This window comes from Sphaerospermopsis sp. FACHB-1094, assembly GCF_014696195.1.
GTDB classification, from domain to species: domain Bacteria; phylum Cyanobacteriota; class Cyanobacteriia; order Cyanobacteriales; family Nostocaceae; genus Sphaerospermopsis; species Sphaerospermopsis kisseleviana.
This window is the reverse complement of the sequence record NZ_JACJPT010000030.1, coordinates 19,035-39,492: the sequence shown is the minus strand read 5'-3', so window position 1 is coordinate 39,492 and position 20,458 is coordinate 19,035. Positions and strand designations below refer to the sequence as shown.

The following is a 20,458-nucleotide window of genomic DNA, read 5'->3' as shown; positions in this document are numbered from 1 at the left end:
TTGGAAAATGTCAACAGCAATTTCTACCTTTACTCAGCATTTAGATTTTTCTCAATCAGAAATAGAAGCAATACTTTCTACACCTTTAGATGAGGTACTGAAATCAGAAGCACTAAAACAAGAATTAGACAGTTTAGATATTCAATTACTGCGTGAAACTTTACCCACAGCAGGACAAGTTTTAGCTGAAAATTTACCGCTTTTCTATCATTGGTTAAAAAACGAATTAGGGGTTAAGCGTGTTCCTGATAGTCCAGATCATACAACAAAATGGGTAATTAATTTTCTCCATCATCAAGAAAGTTTAAATCACCTCGTTGAGTTACATCATCCAGTTCCACCAGCAGCTTTAGAAGAAGCTGTTCCTCGTTTAGTTAGTTTATTTGATGGTGTGGAAGATGTCAAAGTTCGTCAGGAATGGGAAAAAGCGGTTGCTGCACTTTGTTTAGTTTTGGTTGTTGATAAAAGACAGAATAATTCGTAATTCGTAATTCGTAATTCGTAATTGCTGTCAAAATTAAAAATTTACAGAATTTTAGGAAAAACTTGATTGATTTTTGCTGACCATCCTGTAAATCCTGAAATCCTGGATATCCTGATTCAGACAACATTACCATCTTATTAACACTAACTCAGAGATTTGGACGATGTTGAATCCAAGGATTAGCGGTTTCTAATTGTGCTGCTAAACTAATAATAGTAGACTCGTCCGCAGGTTTACCTATTAATTGCACACTCAGGGGTAAACCATTACTATCAAAACCTACAGGAATCGCTATTGCAGGTAATCCTGTTGCGTTTGCTACTGGACAAGGTGCAACCCATTTGATAATATTTTGAAATGTCTCTTCTGGGGTTAAATTTTGCCATTCACCAACTTTAATGGGTGAGTGCAAATAAACCGGTAATACTAACACATCAATATTATCAAAAAAGGCGACAATTTGCCGGGAAACTATCTGCATTTGTGCTAAAGCTTGCAAATATTCACCCGCAGAACCGGTTCTAGATAATAAAAATTGATTCAATGGTTGCAGTGCTTCTAGGGGTATTCCTGCTGCTGCTACTCCAGATTGCCATACTATTTGAAATGGTGCTACTAAACCACTCATATCAGGACATTTTTCTGCTATTTCATGTCCCATTTCTGCTAATAATTTAACTGTTTTTAATACTCCTTGTTTGCAGTTTGTGTCAGCATCTCCCAAGGGAGTAATACTGGTACTAAAAGCTATTTTTAACTTCTGGGTTTTTACTTGGGTTGCTGCTAAAAATGAAGGTTCTGGATTTGTCAACCAGTAAGGATCTCCGGTAATATATCCAGAAATCACATCTAACATGGCTGCTGCATCTGATACAGTTCTAGCTATGGGACCATGAACAGCAATTCCTCCCATACGATCGCCTACCGGTGCTTGTGTGACTCTTCCCCTTGCTGGTTTAATTCCCACTACACCACAACAAGCCGCAGGTCCTCTAATTGAACCACCACCATCTGAACCTTGAGCGATCGCACATAATCCTGCTGTCACAGAGGCCGCAGCACCACCACTAGAACCCCCAGGAGTATATTCTAAATTCCAAGGGTTTCTAGCTGGGGGAAAACCTGTAGGTTCACTGTAAGGATAAGAACCTAATTCAGACGTGGCAGTTTTTCCCAAAATTGTAAAACCGGCTTGTTTAATCTTGCTCACTACGCCATCATCATAGTTAGAGATATTTTTAACGAAAGCTGGATTTCCGTAAGTGCAAGTAACACCAGCTACGGCGTTTAAATCTTTAATAGAAATGGGAACACCAAAAAATGGCGGTAATTCTGAAGCGGTTGTGAGTAATTCTGTTTTTGCTTTAGCGTCAGCAATAGCTAAATCTGCTGTGACAGTAAAATAACTTCCTAATTGGGGATTGAAGCGAGAAATTCTATCTAAATATAGTTCTGTCAATTCGAGAGGTGAAACTTCCCGACGACGAATTAATTGTGCTAACTCTAAAGCTGGGGTAAAAGCTAAATCAGTTTCATTCATTGTTGTAATTTGCAACTTTAAATTTGCAACTTTAAATTTTATACATCTATCAGAAGTTATAAATCTTCCATATTTCACAAATATTAACTTATAGCCCAACACAGGGTAGTTAAGACATCAATTTATCATGAAAGTCTTACTAAAATAGGCATATACTCCTGACTTCTGACTCCGGTTGGTGAGCGACTTGTACTGAGCGCAGTCGAAGTAAGTCGAACCACTGACTCCTACTATATTACTTTTTCACACTTGACCACCCCAAACTTGTAGACTGTTGATAAATCTTCTTTAAAGTATTCACATCTCTGCTAGAAATAGATACAGGGTTACGAACTTGAGAAAAATAAAGTGCGTCAGTTTCTACGGGACTATGACCCCAAATTCCTAAAGCGTGTCCCATTTCATGACGTGCTGCTGCTTGCAAATGTTCCCCTGTTTGAGTGGGACTTAATAAAATAGTAAAACGGTGTAATAAAAAATTATTTTGATTATATAACTCGTATGTCGCTAATGCAGAACGCGCACGGGGAATTTTACTAATGGGGTTTATTTGTAAAGGTGGACGTTGACGCATAATTTTAATATCAGCTTTAATATCAGTAATTTCTGAATTTTCTACTAATTCTAAAGGTAAAAAATTATTCCACTCTTTAATAGCTTGTGAAACTTGATTTACCCATGTTTGCGCTTGTTGTTGATTGATATTTGTAGGAGTTTCAATATTTACTTTAATCGGGAAATGTGACCAAATTAAATAACCATATTTTGTAGGTTGAATTTGCTCAAAATAATCACCACTATTATTTTGATCTTGCCATTTTTCTAAACTTAGTGGTAAAGGATGGGGTTTTTGTATTGATTTTTCCCCTAACCTCTCTGCTACAAGGAAAGGGGAAATTATAGTCTCCTTCCCTGCTAGGGAACGGGGTTGGGGGTTAGGTTCTTTGGCTTGAGTATGAAAATTCGTCAAAATAACTAACAGTCCTGAAATTATGAATAAAGTCAGAACTGTTAATAATTTCCACCCAAAAAAATGATGATTTCTATTTTGGGTTTTGGATATTGATTTTTGGGATATTTTTCCCATTTTTACTTATCTAGGTTTTACTTATTTAGGTAGCCAGTTAGCACTTAAAACCACTGTTAAACCGAGAAAAATTACTACTAACGCCCAGGTGACACGATTTAATGTATTTTCTGCGCTTTTGGTACTGCTAAAGAGTTGAGCTTGGCCACCAATAGCACCGATACCATCACCTTTAGGGCTATGTAGTAAAACCAGGACAATTAAACCTAAGGCAGAAAACGCCCAAATTCCTTGCACAATGTTAGTAATCGACATACGTAATTAAAAATTCCCAAAGATGATCTTGAATATTATTTAACGTAACACGGTTAATTAAAAATTTGATGATTGGTGACTGGTGACTGGTGACTGGTGACTGGGATAATATTACCAATTACCCATTACCCATTACCCATTACCCACTACCCATTACCTCTAAAAAACAGTTAACTGTGAAAAGTTAACTGTCAAAGAAGAGAAATAGATTACAACCCTACTTGTACAGGAGTACGAGAAAGTTGTAAATCATATTCTGCGGCTCTTAGTAGAGATTTACCAGTCATTTCTTCTGGTTGAGGAATTTGTAAAATATCCAAAATAGTGGGTGCAATATCAGCTAACTTACCATCATGTCGCAAGTCAACATTTGCACCATATCCGGGTATTTTCACTTTTTCCCCTTCTACCAAAATGAAGGGAACGGGGTTAGTTGTATGTGCCGTCCAAGGATTACCATCCTCATCTGCCATATACTCAGCGTTACCGTGATCGGCTGTAATTAGCATTGTACCGCCAACTTTGCCGACACTTTCTATAAGTCTGCCTAAACATCGGTCAACGGTTTCAATCGCTGTGACTGTAGCTTCTATTTTTCCTGTGTGGCCTACCATGTCGGGGTTAGCGTAGTTCATCACTACTAAAGAGTAAATACCCTTTTCAATGGCAGCGATCGCCACATCTGTCACCGCCTGGGCGGACATTGCGGGTTCTGTATCGTAGGTGGCTACCATTGGACTGCTGACCAGTTCCCGATCTTCTCCCTTGTATGGGTCCTCTAGTCCCCCATTAAAGAAATAGGTGACATGAGCGTATTTTTCCGTTTCTGCCGTGCGGAACTGTTTTAGACCATGATTTGCAATCACTTCACCCAGAATATTCGTCAAGTTCTGGGGAGTAAAGGCCACAGAGACAGTTAACTCTGGGTCATATTGGGTAAATGTCAGAAAAGACAGAGGTGTAATTTGCTGTCTCTCAAAACCCTGAAAATCAACACTAACAAAAGCTTGAGTTAATTCTCTGGCGCGGTCGGGACGGAAATTGAAAAAGATCACCCCATCGCCAGGTGCAACTGCGCCAGGAGTAATTCTGATGGGAACAATAAACTCGTCGGTTACGCCTTCAGCATAAGAGGCTTGCAAGACTTCTAACGCTGTTTTTCCGTTGCCAGCGCCTTCTTGCGTCATTACATCATAAGCTCGTTGGACTCGATCCCAACGGCGATCGCGGTCCATCGCATAATAACGACCGCTAATAGTGGCTATCTGCCCTATTTCCACGCGGTCTATATAATCTTGCAGTTGTGCGATGGCTTTTATTCCATCTGCGGGAAGAGTATCACGCCCGTCCATGATAGCGTGAATACATACATCAGCAATTTGCTGTGATTTGGCTAAGTCCAGTAACCCAAAGAGATGGGTAATGTGGGAATGTACCCCACCGTCAGAACAAAGCCCAATCAAGTGTAACTTGCCATTTCGTGATTTCACTTCCTGGCAAATGTTTACAAGTGCTGGGTTAGCGGACAGAGAACCGTCTTCAACCGCATCGGAGATGCGTACCAGTTCTTGGGGGACGACACGCCCAGCGCCAATATTCAAATGACCAACTTCCGAGTTGCCCATTTGACCTTCTGGCAACCCTACGGCTTTTCCTGAAGTGCGAATGAGGGTGTGGGGGTAGGCCGCCCACAAACTGTCCATAATGGGAGTTTTAGCGGCAGCGATCGCGTTTCCTCGCTTGTCCTCACAGTAGCCCCATCCATCTAAAATGACTAGCACCACAGGAGCAACAGGTGCTTTGGTCATAGTAAAATTGCCCTTTACTTTTTGTAATAACCGAATGATACCACTACTAACCGCTAGTTGAAGAAAGAAGTTGGAAAAGATAGTATTTGCAGGAGTTATAGCTGTTAGAAGTCAAGAGGCAGAAGTTAGGAGTCGTAGGGGCGAAGCATTCGGGCGACCAATTATCAATTTTATGAGAAGGCTATTTTCCGAATGCTGATGCTTCCAGCACGCTTCGCGAACGCCCGTACAGGAGTCAGGAGTCAGGAGTTTGACTGTTATCCCTGTAACCAATTTTCTAAACTTAAACCTTCAACTCTTGCTAAATCACTATCATTAGAAACCACGATTAAACCTTTAATTATCGCTGTAGCCGCAATTAAAACATCTTCACTTTGAATCGGTAAACCTTTTAATCTTAAATTCGCATGAATTTCCGCAGCTTTTTCTAAAATCGCTAAATCATCTAGAAAAATTATCGGATATTTTTGACAGAATATGTTAAATCTGGCTCTTTGTTTAGGAGCATCAAACGCTAAAAAACCTCTTCTAATTTCAAAATAGGTAATACAACTAATAAATATATTGTCTTCTTTAGCTTGAGCTAATTCAATCTTTTCTAAAATTAGAGAATTTTGTTTGAGGGCTAAAGAAACAATATTAGTATCTAATAAATAATTCATGTTTTTTATATTTTTATAATATTCTCTATTTTCGTTTAATTGCGTCTTCAAAAATTGTCATTTGCTCGGGTGTAAAATCTTCACCAATTTTCGCCAAAATTCTCACAGCCATAATACCATCACAACGTTTTTTTAAACTTGCATCTGAGATATGATTAAACTCATCAAAAGATAAGGTTTTTCTAAAAATTCCCACTAAATCATTTACTATTGCACCATAATCAAGATCCTCTTTAAATATGGGATTCTCTTCCATTAAAATAGATACCACTTTCTCAACTCTCTTAATCACGGATTCTTGATCAATGTTTGTTAATAACATAATATTCGCCTCCTGCTTTCACAATGATATATAGATGTTTACAATTAAAATTTGAGGATTAAATTATTGAAATTTTACCATTTTTAATAGTACAGGTCAATTAATCAATTACTATTTTCTAAATTCTGATGCTGATCCATTAAAATTAAGATACATTAATTTATTATACTATCATCATACCATGTTCAATAAAAATTTACATAAGTTATTTTATTTCTGCTTTACAGTATTACGTAATTAGGGGTGTTATATTTTTTGCAGTGTGATTTATTTTGTCAGAATCAGGATAACCAGGATTAAAGGATTTACAGGATATGATTTTTAAATTTCTGGTTTTCCTTTGCGTCTTTGCGTGAGATTTTTTCTTATCTTCAAATCCTGATAACACCAGAAAAGTAATCAATAACAATCCTCTTAATCCTCAAATCCTGGACATCCTGATTCTGACAAAAAAATCCCCAACTTATTGATAGTTGAGGATTGCTAAATATTAGTTATTTACTTGTTTTTAAAAACAAATCTACTTCTTCTTCGCTGCGGATTTTGCTGATTTTGCTGCTTTCTTCGCTGCTTTTTCCGCTTCTATTGCAGCTAACTTTGCTTGTTCCTTTTCTTCCTCAATCTTCCGCAAATAATAATGGTAATCTCCCAAATAAACCCGAAATTCTCCGTCCCGAATTTCCACAATTTTATTTGCAACTTGGGAGATAAAATAACGGTCGTGAGATACTACAATGGCAGTACCATCATAATTTTGTAATGCTTCCTCCAACATTTCCTTAGCGGGAATATCCAAATGGTTGGTAGGTTCATCTAAAATGATTAAATTAGCAGGTGTTAACAGCATTTTCGCTAATGCTAACCTAGCTTTTTCTCCTCCACTTAACGCACCCACTTGTTTAAATACTGTATCACCAGCAAATAGAAATCTTCCTAACAAAGTGCGGACTTCTTCATTTTTCCAGTCGGGAACTTCATCATGTATGGTTTCCATGACAGTTTTATTTAAATCTAATGCTTCCGCTTGGTTTTGTTCAAAATAACCAGGGATAACATTATGATCTCCTAGTTTCACAGTTCCTTCTGTGTATGGTTCTACACCCATAATCATTTTCAAAAGTGTAGATTTTCCAGCACCATTGGGACCTAAAAAGGCGATTCTATCACCTCTTTCAATCAACAAATTAGCACCTAAAAACAAAATTTTATCACCATAAGTATGGGTTAAATCCTTAATTTCTACTACTTCTCTACCGCTACGAGGTGCGGGGGGAAAGCGAAAATGTAAGGTTCTAACTCCTGCGGTTGGTGCTTCAATTCTTTCAATTTTTTCTAGTTGCTTTTCTCGGCTTTTTGCTTGGGTACTACGAGTTGCACTAGCGCGGAATCTATCTACAAATGCTTGTTGTTTTTCTAATTCCTTTTGTTGGCGTTCAAAGGCGCTCAATTGTGCAGATTCATTTTCTGCTTTTTGTTGCAGATATGATGAATAATTACCCAGGTAAGTGCTAGAAACTCCTCTTTCAGTTTCGACAATTTGTGTACAAAGACGATCCAAAAATTCCCGATCATGGGAAACTATGACCATTGGTGTCAGTAACTTTTTCAGGTAATTTTCTAACCATTCAATAGTTTCTAAATCTAAATGGTTTGTCGGTTCGTCTAGTAGTAATAAATCTGGTTCTTGTAGGAGAATTTTACCCAAACTCATCCGCATTTGCCAACCACCAGAAAAAGCACTCACTAGGCGATCGCCATCTTCTACTTGAAAGCCCATTTCCGGTAAAATCTTACCAATGCGAGCATCTAAACCATAACCATCCAAGGCTTCAAACTGACGCTGTAATTTATCTAACTTATTAATCAGTTTATCTAATTCCTCTAGGGTGGCGGTTTCCATTTCCCGTTGTACTTCGTGCAAAGCTAACTGAACTGCGTTAGCTTCCTTGAAAACTGTCCAAAATTCTTCATTAACTGTCCGCGTCGGATCAACTTCAAATTCTTGGTTCAGGTATGCTATGTGTAAACTAGCAGGGCGGATAATTTCCCCCGCAGTGGGTTCTATTTCCCTAGAGATAATTTTCAGTTGGGTAGACTTTCCCGCACCGTTAACACCAACCAAACCAATGCGATCACCTGGTTTAACTTCCCAGTTGATATCCTTTAAAACTTCGCCTGTAGGGTAAATTTTACTAATGTGTTCCAGTCGCAACATGAAATATCTCTCAGATAGGGGATATAAGGGTAAAGCTAACGCCATACTCAATCTTAACAAAATTTAACGACATATTTACAAGAATTTAGGAGTCAGGAGTTCAGGAGTATGACTTCGCCACGCTTCGCTATCAGGAGTCAGGAGAAAGAATTGATTTTTTGTCAGCATTTAGCCGTCGGTTTCCGTCGGTTTCCGTCGATTTCCGTCAGTACCTGAAATATTTAAATACAAAGAATGAAAAGAAACAGATGCAGATAAAATGCACGCAATTAAAACTTTAGGAAATTAAAACTTCACGAAATTAAAACTTTTCAATTCTTGCTATTAGCTGATTACTAATTATTAATTATTAATTATTAATTATTAATTATTAATTATTAATTACTGATAGCTCATTACTGACTTCTGACTCCTTGTTCGCGAAGCGTGGCGAAGCCAATCTCCTGACTCCTGACAGCTTTTTGTTACTTAACAATAATTTACATCAAAATTAATAGAATACACCTGTATTGTGTCTAACAAGGTTGACATTTTGCCATCCTTTAAAGAATCATCTTAGGGAACCCGAAGAATCAAGAGGAAACTATGCACACAGTTATTCTCGTTCTGGTTGAGGTGTTAATTGTAATTGGAATGTCAAGGTTACTAGGATTGGCATTTAAATCAATTAAACAACCATTAGTCATCGGTGAAATTGTCGCTGGTATCATGTTGGGACCATCATTATTTGGTTTCATTGCTCCCCATGCAGCAGCTACACTGTTTCCTCCAGAAACCTTACCTTTCCTGAATGTTTTATCTCAGGTAGGACTAATATTTTTCATGTTTTTGATAGGTTTAGAGCTAAATCCTAAATATCTCAGCGGTAATTTAAAATCAGCGATTATTATTTCCAATATCAGCATAATTGTGCCGTTTTCCCTAGCTGCGGTTTTATCTTTGCTGTTGTATCCACTCATTTCTAATGCTAGTGTATCTTTTAACGCCTTCGCTTTATTTTTAGGTGCAGCAATGTCAATCACAGCTTTTCCTGTATTGGCCAGAATTATCACCGAAAATAATTTACAAGGGACAAAATTAGGAACATTAGCTTTAACTTGCGCCGCCGTTGATGATGTAACAGCGTGGTGTATTTTAGCAATAGCGATCGCAGTCGCTCGTAATGGTAGCATCAATCAAAACGCTATCCTCACCATTTTTGAAAGCCTCATCTACATTGGTTTTATGTTCACCATAGGGCGGTGGTTTCTCAAACATCTTCTTACCCATTATCGCCGCACAGGAAAGTTAAGCCAACTTCTTCTAGCGTTAATTTATATGGGAGTAGTTGCATCTGCTCTCATGACTGAATTTATTGGTATTCACCTGATTTTCGGCGCATTTTTATTAGGTGCAGTCATGCCCAAAAATGCCGAATTAGTCAGAGAATTAGCTGTAAAAACTGAAGATTTCGTCTTAATTTTTCTTCTCCCTGTGTTTTTTGCCTATAGTGGTTTAAGAACACAAATCGGTTTACTCAACAGTCCACAATTATGGTTACTATGTGCATTAGTTTTAGGAGTAGCCATAGCAGGAAAGTATTTTGGTACTTATTTTGCAGCCCGTCTCAGTGGCATTAATAACCGCGAAGCATCAGCCCTGGGTTGGTTAATGAATACTCGCGGTTTAACAGAATTAATTGTTTTAAATATTGGTTTGGAATTAGGAGTAATATCACCTTTGCTATTTACCATGTTGGTAGTGATGGCTTTGGTAACAACATTTATGACATCACCATTATTAGAATGGACTTATCCCAAACAGTTAATTAAATTAGATGTTGTTGAACCAGAACCAAAACAAGAGACAAATACAAACACAGAAATAATAGAAACAATAGAAACAATAGAAACAATAGAATCTTTTGTTACTCCATATCGGATTTTAGTACCTGTAGCCAACCCCAGCACCCAGAAAGGTTTAGTGCAATTAGCAGTAGCGATCGCCCTCAACTATCGACAACCTGCTGTGATCAATCCTCTCAGTTTAATCGAATTAGAGGAAGACTACGGTTTTGAAAATACACCCACAGAAGCTAACCGCTTAATTACCGAGCGTCGTCACCAACTAGAAGAATTAATTGATACTCTAGAACCGCCAATCATTCGCTCTTATATCCATCCTATCGTTCGCATATCTAGCAATGTCGCTAGAGAAACAGCCCAAATAGCCCAAATAGAACAGCCTGACTTAATACTGGTAGGATGGCATCGTCCAGCCTTTAGTAATAATCGCTTAGGTGGTAGAGTTGGACAAATTCTCAGCACCGCACCAGTAGATGTAGCAGTATTCATAGATAGAGGCGGCGATCGCCTGGAAAATTTGCTAGTTCCCTACTCTGCAAATATCCATGATGACTTAGCCCTGATCCTTGCCCTGCGACTACTCATCAACCGTGATACCTGTATGTTGCAGATTTTACAAGTCTTAACAGCAAATCAAACCCAAGATGAATTAAGTTATGAATTAAACGGAATGATTTCCCAACTACCAGCCAATGTACGCGATCGCATAGAAATCAAAACCATCAGCGATCCAGAACCCATGTCAGCCGTACTTGCAGCCTCAGAAAATATTGACTTAACCATTGCTGGTACTAGTCGCGCTTGGGGTATTGAAAGACAAACTTTAGGAAGATACACAGATGAACTTGCTATTCAATGTCGTTCTTCCCTACTTATCACCCGTCGTTATAGTCAAGTTACCTCTCATCTGAGTTCCCTACTACTAGAAACTAGCTACCAAGAAACAATACATAATTCGTAATTCGTAATAGTGCCTCCGGCACGCTGCGCCAACGTAATTCGTAATCACCAATCATCAACAACATCTAAAATATGAAAAGTCTACTCAAAACCAGGCAAGTTTTACCATCCAATCTTTTGAAGATCAGCTTATTGTTATTATCTACAACAATAACCCTAAATACTTGCATTAATCTGGCAATTGCCAATTTACCAAAACCAAAAGTAACACTCAACAAATGGCAACTTAACCCCAAATCCCAACAGCTAGAAATTACCCTTTCCGCAAATACAAAACCAGAGTATTTCTACCTGGATCAACCCCCCCGTCTAGTTGTAGATTTGCCTAACACACAATTAGGCAATGTCAACACCCAAAAAAGCTATTCTGGAACAATCCAGAAAATTCGCGTTTCCCAATTTAGCCCACACATCACCCGCCTAGTCATTGACTTAAAACCAGGAACTTTTGTCGATGTCAGCAAAGTAAAACTGCAACCCGCTTTCCCAAAAAACCCCACGCGCTGGGTATTACGACCTATATTCTCCCATCATAACACCACTAACAGCAATCAACCATCTCCATCATCTTTAATGACTCTCCCACCACCAACCACCAACTTACCCACCAACCAACAACCTTTAGTTACAGCACCACCCCTAAATTCTCAAAACCCCTCTCGATTATCCAACTTAACCATCATCCCCGCCAATTCTGCCAACTCTTCAGAAAACACCAATATGATTACAATTCCTAATTCTTCTGCAAATATTCCTAATTCACAGAATTATTCAAATCAAAATTTTAGCGTTCCTATTATCGAATTTGGCCAACCCATACCAACCACTAACTGGTGACTGGTGACTGGTGACTGGGGATACAATGAAAAGATTTTGGATTTTGGATTTTGGATTGTTTTTGTCAACTTCAATCTAAAATCTAAAATCTAAAATTATTCTGCCTCCTGACTCCTTGAACTCCTTCTCCTAAAATCTTTCTGTTTCCTGCGTTGGTGCAACAGCACCCGGTTGAGATAAGAAGAAATTCTGAGCAGATTCGTTTTGATATATACACCTAATATCTGGCTTCTCACTATCCAAGTCACCAGTAAAGCCAAAAGTATTCAGGCGATTTTTACACTCTCTCACCTGATCAGAAGTCACAAGTCTTTTATTTTCTAAAATAGCCCAGTTATTTTGACGGATTACACATCCAGGACGAATACTAGGCTGGGCAACATAGACATTAAAGGGGTTCAGAGTGACAAATAATCTCGCATCCATCACCATCGCACTAGCCCCATATTGCACACAAATTTCCGGGTTTGGTGCTTTAGTATCAATAAATTCACGGGAAGCCACATTGGATGGAGTTAAAGTAGTTGTAGAACTAAATGCAATACCAATCCCAATACCTAAAATCAACACCCCTCCCAAAACGGCAATAGTGGTGAAATTAAAGATAGGAGATTGGAAAATAGAGGGTTTAGTAGTAGTAGCTGACCTAACAGTTGATTTACGTCTCATTTTTGCTTGATCACCTTCACGCCAATTTTGAGGAGGGAGTGGTTTCTTATCTCCGATACAAAAAAGCTAACTAATGCTAACAAAAGTTGGCTTTTTCTTCCTGTTTCACCAGTTCGACTACGCTCACTGAACTCCTAGAAGTGTATTTAGAGTCAGCAGTCAGCCAAAAAACAACTGACCACTGACCATTAACTAACTAGCTAACAGAGTTTTTTCCAGTGAAGTCCAACGGAAATAGCGATCGCCACCCCGTTCAATTACCACTTTCACCCGTGGTTCTAATTTCGGCAAGTTCGCTAAATATTCCACTTCCTGATCAGAAAGAATATTGCCCTCAATAATCCACAGCAATAAACCCTTAGACTTAGGAGGTAGTTGTTCCAAATGAGAACCAATCAAAGGTGGTAGATAATACACATCACCCACTGCTGCACCGCTACCAGTGCTTTTTTTACCTAGATGGGGAGGTCTCACACCATGAACTCCCATCAAATAGGCCGCCACATCTCCCAAACCTCTAGCTGTAATATGGAGGTTAACATAGCCCGCAGCGCGTAAACGACGGCGATAGCGACCTTCGTGGCCTCCCTCCAACGGAACAAATACACCTAAAGAGCCAAATTTCTCCAAATCCCGGATGAAACCCCTGCCAGTGGTAATTAGTGCCATAGATTTTCGTCTTATTTCACTTAGATATTTCTATTATTTACCTTTGGATGGTAGATTAAGTTAAGTTAAGTTATAGAATTTTATCAACATCCAGCATCAACCCCTCTCAAAAAAAAATCTTCCCCATAAACCACTGGACAAACACAACTTAATATATTATATTGTTAGATTGTGACCAAACTGTAAAATCAGGTAACTTTCTAAATTAGCAACCTCAAGCAAAAACAGCATCAGTGATTGATGACTGAAAAACAATCTTCCAGCAATATCTGGTAGAAAAGAGCAAGAGACTGGTAAACTAGAAAAGCATTTAGGTCAAAACAAGAAGCTAGAGGCTCATAACCCACAGCCAAAACCAAGCTTCAGTCCGAGTTCACTCCCGCAGCCCCTAAAACAAGGCAAATCCTCAAACAATAGTTTAAGGTATTAAAAGCAGTAGAGCCTGAACAGCAGTTTTCAGGAAATGGATACTGAATGGAAACATCCATTTAAGTCCTACTACCAACGGAGAGTGCCAGAGCAATGGCTTAGACGAAAGCATTGCTGCACAAAAACGCAAAGCAATAGCGTCTTGCATTGATACCAGAAATAATACCTTCCCATAAAAAAGGTAATTATCACTGTTCTGGTGGACAAGAAAGTGAAACAATAGACGGATTCACCTAACAGTAGACAAACAGTTTGTTGCGTCATCAAGAATTTGCACTGTCAAATGCCAGTCCAAATTTGCGGAGATAGAATCTTCACAATGACGTTAAGAAACTTGTCTCTTAGAAATCCGATTTCCAGGTCAGCAACTAGATAAGGAGAACCAGTTACTGTGTCTGTAGGTATTCTCGGCACCAAGCTGGGCATGACCCAAATCTTTGATGAAGCAGGAGTAGCCATTCCTGTCACCGTAATCAAAGCAGGTCCATGCACTGTCACACAAGTTAAAACACAACAGACCGACGGTTACTCCGCCATTCAAGTTGGCTATGGCGAAGTTAAACCCAAGGCATTGAATCAACCGAAACTAGGACACTTGGCAAAATCATCTGCCCCAGCATTGCGGCATTTGAACGAGTATCGTACTGATACAGCCAGTGAATATGCTTTAGGACAAGAAATTAAAGCAGATATTTTTAGTGAAGGTCAAATTGTAGACGTAATCGGTACAAGTATCGGTCGTGGTTTTGCCGGCAACCAGAAGCGTAACAACTTCGGACGCGGACCCATGTCACACGGTTCCAAAAACCATAGAGCGCCCGGTTCTATCGGTGCAGGTACAACCCCTGGTCGTGTTTATCCTGGAAAACGGATGGCAGGCAGACTAGGCGGAACTCGCGTTACAATTCGCAAACTGACCGTAGTCAAAGTAGATGCAGAACGCAACCTGATCCTGGTTAAAGGCGCGATTCCTGGCAAACCAGGCGGCTTAGTGAACGTAGTACCCACAAACAAAGTTGGTAATAAATAGTTTTAGTTGATTAGCTGTCAGCATTAACTGACAACTGACCACTAACAAAGGATACAAACATGGTTGAGAGTGTAGTTAAAAATTGGCAAGGCGAAGAAGTTGGTCAGACCAGCTTCGAGTTGCGAGTTGCCAAAGAAGAAACAGCGGCGCACATAGTACACCGCGCCCTCGTCAGACAAATGACTAATTCTCGCCAAGGTACAGTCAGCACCAAAACCCGTTCAGAAGTACGAGGTGGAGGACGCAAACCTTGGAGACAAAAAGGCACCGGTCGCGCCCGTGCAGGTTCTATTCGTTCACCATTATGGCGTGGTGGTGGTGTGATCTTTGGACCTAAACCCAGAGATTTCAACATCAAACTCAACCGTAAAGAAAGACGTTTAGCACTGAGGACAGCCTTTGTTAGTCGTGCAGAAGATTTAATAGTTGTAGAAGAATTTAGCAACGAACTACAACGCCCCAAGACCAAAGAATTGGTAGCAGCATTAGCCCGTTGGGGAGCAGTCCCAGAGCAAAAAACCTTGTTAATTTTGTCTGAGATCGCAGAAAACGTGAATTTATCAGCCCGCAATGTAGAAAATTTAAAAGTAATTGCAGCTGATCAGTTAAATGTATTTGATTTACTGCACGCCGACAAAATTGTAGTTACATCCTCAGCTTTAACAAAAATTCAGGAGGTCTACAGTGCCTAACTTTGACCCCCGCAACCTACCAGACTTGGTGCGTCGTCCTATTCTCACCGAGAAAGCGACCATCCTCATGGAGCAAAACAAATACACATTTGAAGTAACTCCTAAATCAACCAAGACACAGATTAAAGCGGCAATTGAAGACTTATTTGCAGTCAAAGTTGTTAAGGTTAACACCACCTTACCACCACGTAAAAAACGCCGTGTAGGTAAATTTATCGGCTTCAAGCCTCAGTACAAAAAAGCGATTGTTACCGTCGCCGCTGGGGACGAAGACAAAATCAGACAAGTTCTCTTCCCAGATGTTTAAAAATTGGCGAATGGCGGATCAGGAATTGAGAAAGGTATTGATTACCAATCACCAATCACCAATCACCAATCACCAATCACCAATTACCAATTAGCAAAGCAAATCGTTTATGGGTACTCGTTCTTATCGCCCTTATACCCCCAGTACTCGCCAAGTTACAATCTCCGACTTTGCGGAAATCACCAAAACTGAGCCAGAAAAATCACTAACTGAATCAGTACATCGTGCCAAAGGTCGGAATAATCAAGGGCGGATAACCAGCCGTCGTCGGGGAGGCGGACACAAGAAACTATACCGGATTATCGACTTTAAGAGAGATAAACGGAATATAGCAGCTACAGTTACAGCAATTGAATATGATCCTAACCGGAATGCGCGAATCGCCTTAGTTCAGTACGAAGATGGCGAAAAGCGATATATATTACATCCCAATGGCTTGAAAGTAGGCGCAAAAATTATTGCTGGACCTGAAGCACCTTTTGAAGATGGTAATGCCCTGCCTCTGTCTAACATTCCCTTGGGTACTAACGTTCACAACGTAGAACTGACAGCAGGTAAAGGCGGTCAAATTGTCCGTGCTGCTGGTGCAACAGCCCAAGTTGTGGCTAAAGAAGGTAACTATGTGACATTGAAATTACCTTCTGGTGAAGTTCGCATGATACGTAAAGAATGTTACGCCACCATCGGACAAGTAGGCAACACCGACGCGAGAAACCTGAGTGCTGGTAAAGCCGGACGGAATCGCTGGAAAGGTCGCCGTCCTAAGGTTAGAGGTAGCGTCATGAACCCAGTAGACCACCCACATGGTGGTGGTGAAGGTAGAGCGCCCATCGGTAGATCAGGTCCTGTGACACCTTGGGGTAAACCAGCTTTAGGTGCTAAGACCCGCAAGCGCAAAAAAGCCAGCACTAAATTAATTGTCCGTCGTCGCCGTAAGTCCTCTAAACGGGGTCGTGGCGGTCGTCAGTCTTAGAATTTTAGATTTTAAATTTTGGATTTTAGATTCAGTTAACTTGTGGGCATCTGCAAAATTATGAAAATAACAGAAGTCTTGACAAGTAGCTTGAATCATCCAAAATCCGAAATTATCAATCCAAAATCTGTCTTGAAAAGTTCTGATCGGCGGAAACCGCCGCTCCGACTTTCCGCAAAATCAAAAATCCAAAATTGAACTATGGGTCGTTCTTTAAAAAAAGGTCCTTTCGTTGCTGATCACTTACTCAGCAAAATCGAAAAGCTGAACGAGAAAAACGAAAAGCAAGTCATCAAAACTTGGTCGAGAGCTTCAACAATCATACCCGTTATGGTGGGTCATACCATCGCTGTACACAATGGTAAACAGCACGTTCCCGTATTTGTGAACGAACAAATGGTAGGACATAAGTTGGGAGAATTTGCTCCAACCCGCACCTACAGAGGTCATGGTAAGAGTGATAAAAAATCGGGGAGATAGTCATTGGTAAAAGGTGACAGGTGACAGGTGACAGGTGACAGAGAAAATGCGGAAGTTAAAGAATAATTGATGCGTGGAATTCTGAACTCCTGATAGCGAAGCGTGGCGTAAGCCATACTCCTGAACTCCTATTCCCACTGACCAAAACAGAGAAAATTATGGCAACTGATACTACAGAAGTTAAAGCGATCGCTCGTTATATCCGCATTTCTCCCTACAAAGTGCGTCGTGTACTGGATCAAATCCGGGGGCGTTCATATCGGGAAGCACTAATCATCCTGGAATTTATGCCCTACCGCGCCTGTGAACCAGTATTAAAGGTGTTAAGAAGTGCGGCCGCTAATGCTGAACACAATGCAGGTTTAGATCGGGCAGAATTGGTAATTACTCAAGCTTATGCTGACCAAGGTCCAGTTTTAAAACGGTTCCAACCCAGAGCGCAAGGAAGAGCTTATCAAATCCGCAAACCGACCTGTCATATTACTGTTGCTGTCGGTGCAGGTGCTACTGCTGCTAAATAAGCAGCCAAATAAGCACTCATACAGCCACAACTAATTGCGTACAGTAAGAAATTTTAGAGGAAGCATTTGTGGGACAGAAAATTCATCCAGTCGGTTTTCGTCTGGGTATTACACAAGAACATCAATCCCGTTGGTTCGCAGTTCCTGACCGTTATCCAGCACTGCTGCAAGAAGACCACAAACTCCGTCAATACATAGAAAAAAAACTGGGAAGAACCGCTCAAAATAACGCTGGTATTTCCGAAATACGTATTGAGCGCAAAGCTGACCAAATCGACTTAGAGTTACGGACAGCTAGACCAGGTGTGGTAGTAGGTCGGGGTGGACAAGGTATAGAATCACTGCGTACCGGACTGCAAGACTTGTTAGGTGGTCAACGGCAAATTCGCATTAACGTTGTGGAAGTGCAAAAAGTTGATGCTGATGCTTATTTAATTGCCGAATACATCGCTCAACAATTAGAACGCCGTGTTTCCTTCCGTCGGGTAGTGCGCCAAGCGATTCAACGCGCCCAAAGAGCCGGAGTACAAGGAATTAAAGTTCAAGTGGGTGGTCGCCTCAATGGTGCGGAAATTGCCCGGACAGAGTGGACTCGTGAAGGTAGAGTACCTTTACATACACTGCGTGCTGACATTGATTATTCCTACTGCACAGCCCAAACAATTTACGGAATTTTGGGTATCAAGGTTTGGGTATTCAAGGGCGAGATTATCCCTGGACAAGAAGAAGCACCACAACCATCAGGAAGGGAGCGCGAACCCCGTCGTCGTGACCAAAAACGCCGTCGCCAACAATTTGAAGACCGTTCAAATGAAGCGTAATAGGTGACAGGTGAGAGGTGACAGGTGACAGTAAAAAGCCAATTACCGATTACCAATTACCGATTACCAATCACCGACTACCGATTACCAATTACCAATTAGCAAACCATGTTAAGTCCTAAAAGAACGAAATTCCGCAAACAACAACGCGGACGCATGGAGGGTCTAGCACACCGTGGCAGTACCCTGAACTTTGGGGATTTTGCTCTGCAAGCCCAAGAGCCATGTTGGATTACTTCCCGGCAAATCGAAGCTTCTCGTCGGGCAATGACTCGTTACATTCGCCGGGGTGGTAAAATCTGGATTCGCATTTTCCCAGATAAACCCGTTACCATGCGTCCTGCAGAAACCCGGATGGGTTCCGGTAAAGGTAATCCCGAATTTTGGGTAGCTGTAGTTAAACCAGGTCGGATTTTGTTTGAAATCGCTGGTGTATCCGAAGAAATAGCTCGTGAAGCTATGAGATTGGCGGCTTATAAGTTGCCCATCAAAACTAAGTTTATTGTGCGCTCTCAACCACAGGAGCAAGAATAGGTTATGGCTCTTCCCAAGATTTCAGAAGCTAGAGAATTAAGTGATGAAAAACTAGCTGAGGAAATAGTCGCTGTTAAGAAACAACTATTTCAATTACGCTTGCAAAAAGCCACCAGACAGCTAGAAAAACCTCACCAGTTTAGACACGCCCGCCATCGCCTAGCTCAACTGTTGACAGTAGAGGGAGAACGGAAACGGGCAGCAAGTCAATCGACTCAAGAAGCAAAGTAGGAGATTATGGCAGTCAAAGAACGAGTTGGCTTGGTAGTGAGCGATAAAATGCAAAAAACCGTGGTTGTCGCTGTAGAAAACCGAGCTCCTCACCCCAAGTACGGCAAAATCGTAGTTCAAACCCGGCGCTATAAGGCTCACGATGAAGATAATAACTGCAAAGTGGGCGATCGCGTGCGGATTCAGGAAACTCGACCCCTGAGCAAAACTAAGCGTTGGCAAGTTACAGAAATCCTTAACGCTAAAGCTACAACATAAATGGTTGTTATAAAATTAACAACTCTAACCGGGAGACTAAGTTGTGATTCAACCCCAAACTTATCTGAATGTCGCAGATAATAGCGGTGCCAAAAAACTCATGTGCATCCGCGTATTAGGCGCAGGTAATCGTCGCTATGGTGGCGTAGGCGATAAAATTATCGCTGTTGTGAAAGAGTCTAACCCCAACATGGCTGTTAAAAAGTCTGATGTTGTGGAAGCAGTAATTGTTCGCACCAAGAAAAGTATTAATCGTGACAGTGGTATGAGCATTCGTTTTGATGATAATGCCGCAGTCATCATCAACAAAGATGGCAATCCCAGAGGTACACGGGTGTTTGGACCAGTGGCACGGGAATTACGCGATAAAAACTTTACCAAAATAGTTTCTCTCGCGCCGGAGGTGCTGTAATGGCAAAGCCAAAACCTAAAGTGTTTCATAAAATGCACGTCAAAACCGGCGACACTGTACAAGTGATAGCCGGTAAAGATAAAGGCAAAGTGGGAGAAGTGATTAAAGCACTACCCCAAGACAGCAAAGTTATTGTTAAAGGTGTCAACATTAAGACCAAGCACGTTAAACCTCAGCAAGAAGGTGAGTCTGGTCAGATTGTTAACCAAGAGTATCCTGTTCATAGTTCCAATGTGATGCTCTACTCCACCAAGCAAAACGTCGCTAGTCGTGTCTGCTACACTTTCACCGCTGAAGGGAAGAAAGTGAGAATGTTGAAAAAAACAGGTGAGATTTTAGATAAATAAGCCTGTAACCAGGTTGAGATTTTAGATTTGAGTAGATTTAAAGATATTCAATCCAAAATCTAAAATCCAAA

Annotated in this window: 25 protein-coding genes; 15 read left to right on the top strand and 10 right to left on the bottom strand. The window is 40.6% G+C overall.

The window, feature by feature from the left end; all coding sequences use genetic code 11:
• The first annotated feature begins 7 nt into the window (after positions 1 to 7).
• Positions 8 to 484, top strand: a complete 477-nt coding sequence (locus tag H6F47_RS11790) for a hypothetical protein (RefSeq protein WP_190649276.1) — start codon at positions 8 to 10, stop codon at positions 482 to 484.
• Between the two features lie 148 nt (positions 485 to 632).
• Here H6F47_RS11790 and H6F47_RS11785 read toward each other — a convergent pair whose 3' ends face one another.
• From H6F47_RS11785 to H6F47_RS11755, 8 genes are all read right to left on the bottom strand, one after another.
• On the bottom strand, positions 633 to 2,024 hold the full coding sequence (locus H6F47_RS11785) for an amidase (RefSeq protein WP_190346525.1): 1,392 nt from the start codon (positions 2,022 to 2,024) through the stop codon (positions 633 to 635).
• A gap of 235 nt (positions 2,025 to 2,259) precedes the next feature.
• A complete protein-coding gene (locus H6F47_RS11780; protein ID WP_307722494.1) occupies positions 2,260 to 2,994 on the bottom strand; it encodes a peptidase in 735 nt (244 codons plus the stop codon).
• Between the two features lie 138 nt (positions 2,995 to 3,132).
• A complete protein-coding gene (gene secG / locus H6F47_RS11775) occupies positions 3,133 to 3,366 on the bottom strand; it encodes a preprotein translocase subunit SecG (protein ID WP_096570332.1) in 234 nt (77 codons plus the stop codon).
• Positions 3,353 to 3,484, bottom strand: coding sequence for a hypothetical protein (locus H6F47_RS28515; RefSeq protein WP_268932381.1), 132 nt, complete (start codon positions 3,482 to 3,484; stop codon positions 3,353 to 3,355). Before H6F47_RS28515 ends, secG begins: the two co-directional genes overlap by 14 nt.
• 91 nt (positions 3,485 to 3,575) lie before the next feature.
• Complete coding sequence (gene gpmI, locus H6F47_RS11770; protein ID WP_190649274.1) at positions 3,576 to 5,174, bottom strand: 2,3-bisphosphoglycerate-independent phosphoglycerate mutase; 1,599 nt, start codon at positions 5,172 to 5,174, stop codon at positions 3,576 to 3,578.
• Positions 5,175 to 5,431: 257 nt separating this feature from the next.
• Entirely contained in the window at positions 5,432 to 5,836 is a 405-nt protein-coding gene (locus H6F47_RS11765) for a type II toxin-antitoxin system VapC family toxin (RefSeq protein ID WP_190649272.1), read from the bottom strand.
• A 25-nt stretch (positions 5,837 to 5,861) separates the two neighbouring features.
• Positions 5,862 to 6,158 (bottom strand): hypothetical protein, encoded by a 297-nt coding sequence (locus H6F47_RS11760; protein WP_190649270.1) that lies wholly within the window; start codon positions 6,156 to 6,158, stop codon positions 5,862 to 5,864.
• Between the two features lie 520 nt (positions 6,159 to 6,678).
• A complete protein-coding gene (locus tag H6F47_RS11755) occupies positions 6,679 to 8,373 on the bottom strand; it encodes an ABC-F family ATP-binding cassette domain-containing protein (RefSeq protein ID WP_190649285.1) in 1,695 nt (564 codons plus the stop codon).
• A 585-nt stretch (positions 8,374 to 8,958) separates the two neighbouring features.
• On the opposite strand from H6F47_RS11755, the gene H6F47_RS11750 reads away from it, so the two are divergent.
• Together H6F47_RS11750 and H6F47_RS11745 are read left to right on the top strand one after the other, a co-directional pair.
• Positions 8,959 to 11,178, top strand: coding sequence for a cation:proton antiporter (locus H6F47_RS11750; protein WP_190649268.1), 2,220 nt, complete (start codon positions 8,959 to 8,961; stop codon positions 11,176 to 11,178).
• Positions 11,179 to 11,249: 71 nt separating this feature from the next.
• A complete protein-coding gene (locus tag H6F47_RS11745; RefSeq protein WP_137665977.1) occupies positions 11,250 to 12,014 on the top strand; it encodes an AMIN domain-containing protein in 765 nt (254 codons plus the stop codon).
• 129 nt (positions 12,015 to 12,143) lie between these two features.
• Here the strand turns inward: H6F47_RS11745 and H6F47_RS11740 are convergent, their stop codons facing one another.
• Positions 12,144 to 12,683 (bottom strand): DUF3172 domain-containing protein, encoded by a 540-nt coding sequence (locus H6F47_RS11740; protein WP_096570346.1) that lies wholly within the window; start codon positions 12,681 to 12,683, stop codon positions 12,144 to 12,146.
• A gap of 192 nt (positions 12,684 to 12,875) precedes the next feature.
• Positions 12,876 to 13,352: an NAD(P)H-quinone oxidoreductase subunit N gene (locus H6F47_RS11735; RefSeq protein WP_096570348.1), complete on the bottom strand. Its 477-nt coding sequence runs from the start codon at positions 13,350 to 13,352 to the stop codon at positions 12,876 to 12,878.
• An 820-nt stretch (positions 13,353 to 14,172) separates the two neighbouring features.
• Between H6F47_RS11735 and rplC the strand changes: the two genes are divergently transcribed.
• The 12 genes from rplC to rplX all read left to right on the top strand — a co-directional run bounded on the left by rplC (position 14,173) and on the right by rplX (position 20,387).
• Entirely contained in the window at positions 14,173 to 14,811 is a 639-nt protein-coding gene (gene rplC / locus H6F47_RS11730; RefSeq protein ID WP_137665976.1) for a 50S ribosomal protein L3, read from the top strand.
• Between the two features lie 59 nt (positions 14,812 to 14,870).
• Positions 14,871 to 15,503 (top strand): 50S ribosomal protein L4, encoded by a 633-nt coding sequence (gene rplD / locus H6F47_RS11725; RefSeq protein ID WP_137665975.1) that lies wholly within the window; start codon positions 14,871 to 14,873, stop codon positions 15,501 to 15,503.
• Positions 15,496 to 15,810, top strand: a complete 315-nt coding sequence (locus tag H6F47_RS11720) for a 50S ribosomal protein L23 (RefSeq protein WP_096570355.1) — start codon at positions 15,496 to 15,498, stop codon at positions 15,808 to 15,810. Before rplD ends, H6F47_RS11720 begins: the two co-directional genes overlap by 8 nt.
• A gap of 109 nt (positions 15,811 to 15,919) precedes the next feature.
• Complete coding sequence (gene rplB / locus H6F47_RS11715) at positions 15,920 to 16,783, top strand: 50S ribosomal protein L2 (RefSeq protein ID WP_137665974.1); 864 nt, start codon at positions 15,920 to 15,922, stop codon at positions 16,781 to 16,783.
• 201 nt (positions 16,784 to 16,984) lie between these two features.
• Entirely contained in the window at positions 16,985 to 17,263 is a 279-nt protein-coding gene (rpsS, locus tag H6F47_RS11710; RefSeq protein ID WP_096570360.1) for a 30S ribosomal protein S19, read from the top strand.
• A 158-nt stretch (positions 17,264 to 17,421) separates the two neighbouring features.
• Positions 17,422 to 17,784 carry a 50S ribosomal protein L22 gene (gene rplV / locus H6F47_RS11705; protein ID WP_096570361.1) on the top strand — a complete coding sequence of 121 codons (363 nt, stop codon included), beginning with the start codon at positions 17,422 to 17,424 and terminating at the stop codon, positions 17,782 to 17,784.
• Between the two features lie 68 nt (positions 17,785 to 17,852).
• Positions 17,853 to 18,605 (top strand): 30S ribosomal protein S3, encoded by a 753-nt coding sequence (gene rpsC, locus H6F47_RS11700; RefSeq protein WP_096570363.1) that lies wholly within the window; start codon positions 17,853 to 17,855, stop codon positions 18,603 to 18,605.
• Between the two features lie 108 nt (positions 18,606 to 18,713).
• Positions 18,714 to 19,139, top strand: a complete 426-nt coding sequence (rplP, locus tag H6F47_RS11695; RefSeq protein ID WP_096570365.1) for a 50S ribosomal protein L16 — start codon at positions 18,714 to 18,716, stop codon at positions 19,137 to 19,139.
• A 3-nt stretch (positions 19,140 to 19,142) separates the two neighbouring features.
• Positions 19,143 to 19,370 (top strand): 50S ribosomal protein L29, encoded by a 228-nt coding sequence (rpmC, locus tag H6F47_RS11690; protein ID WP_096570367.1) that lies wholly within the window; start codon positions 19,143 to 19,145, stop codon positions 19,368 to 19,370.
• Between the two features lie 6 nt (positions 19,371 to 19,376).
• The gene (gene rpsQ / locus H6F47_RS11685; protein WP_096570369.1) at positions 19,377 to 19,628 is read left to right on the top strand and encodes a 30S ribosomal protein S17; all 252 of its coding nucleotides are present in this window, start codon (positions 19,377 to 19,379) and stop codon (positions 19,626 to 19,628) included.
• Positions 19,629 to 19,671: 43 nt separating this feature from the next.
• Positions 19,672 to 20,040, top strand: coding sequence for a 50S ribosomal protein L14 (gene rplN, locus H6F47_RS11680; protein WP_096570371.1), 369 nt, complete (start codon positions 19,672 to 19,674; stop codon positions 20,038 to 20,040).
• A complete protein-coding gene (gene rplX / locus H6F47_RS11675; protein ID WP_096570373.1) occupies positions 20,040 to 20,387 on the top strand; it encodes a 50S ribosomal protein L24 in 348 nt (115 codons plus the stop codon). The genes rplN and rplX overlap by 1 nt, the downstream gene beginning before the upstream one ends.
• Positions 20,388 to 20,458: the final 71 nt, after the last annotated feature.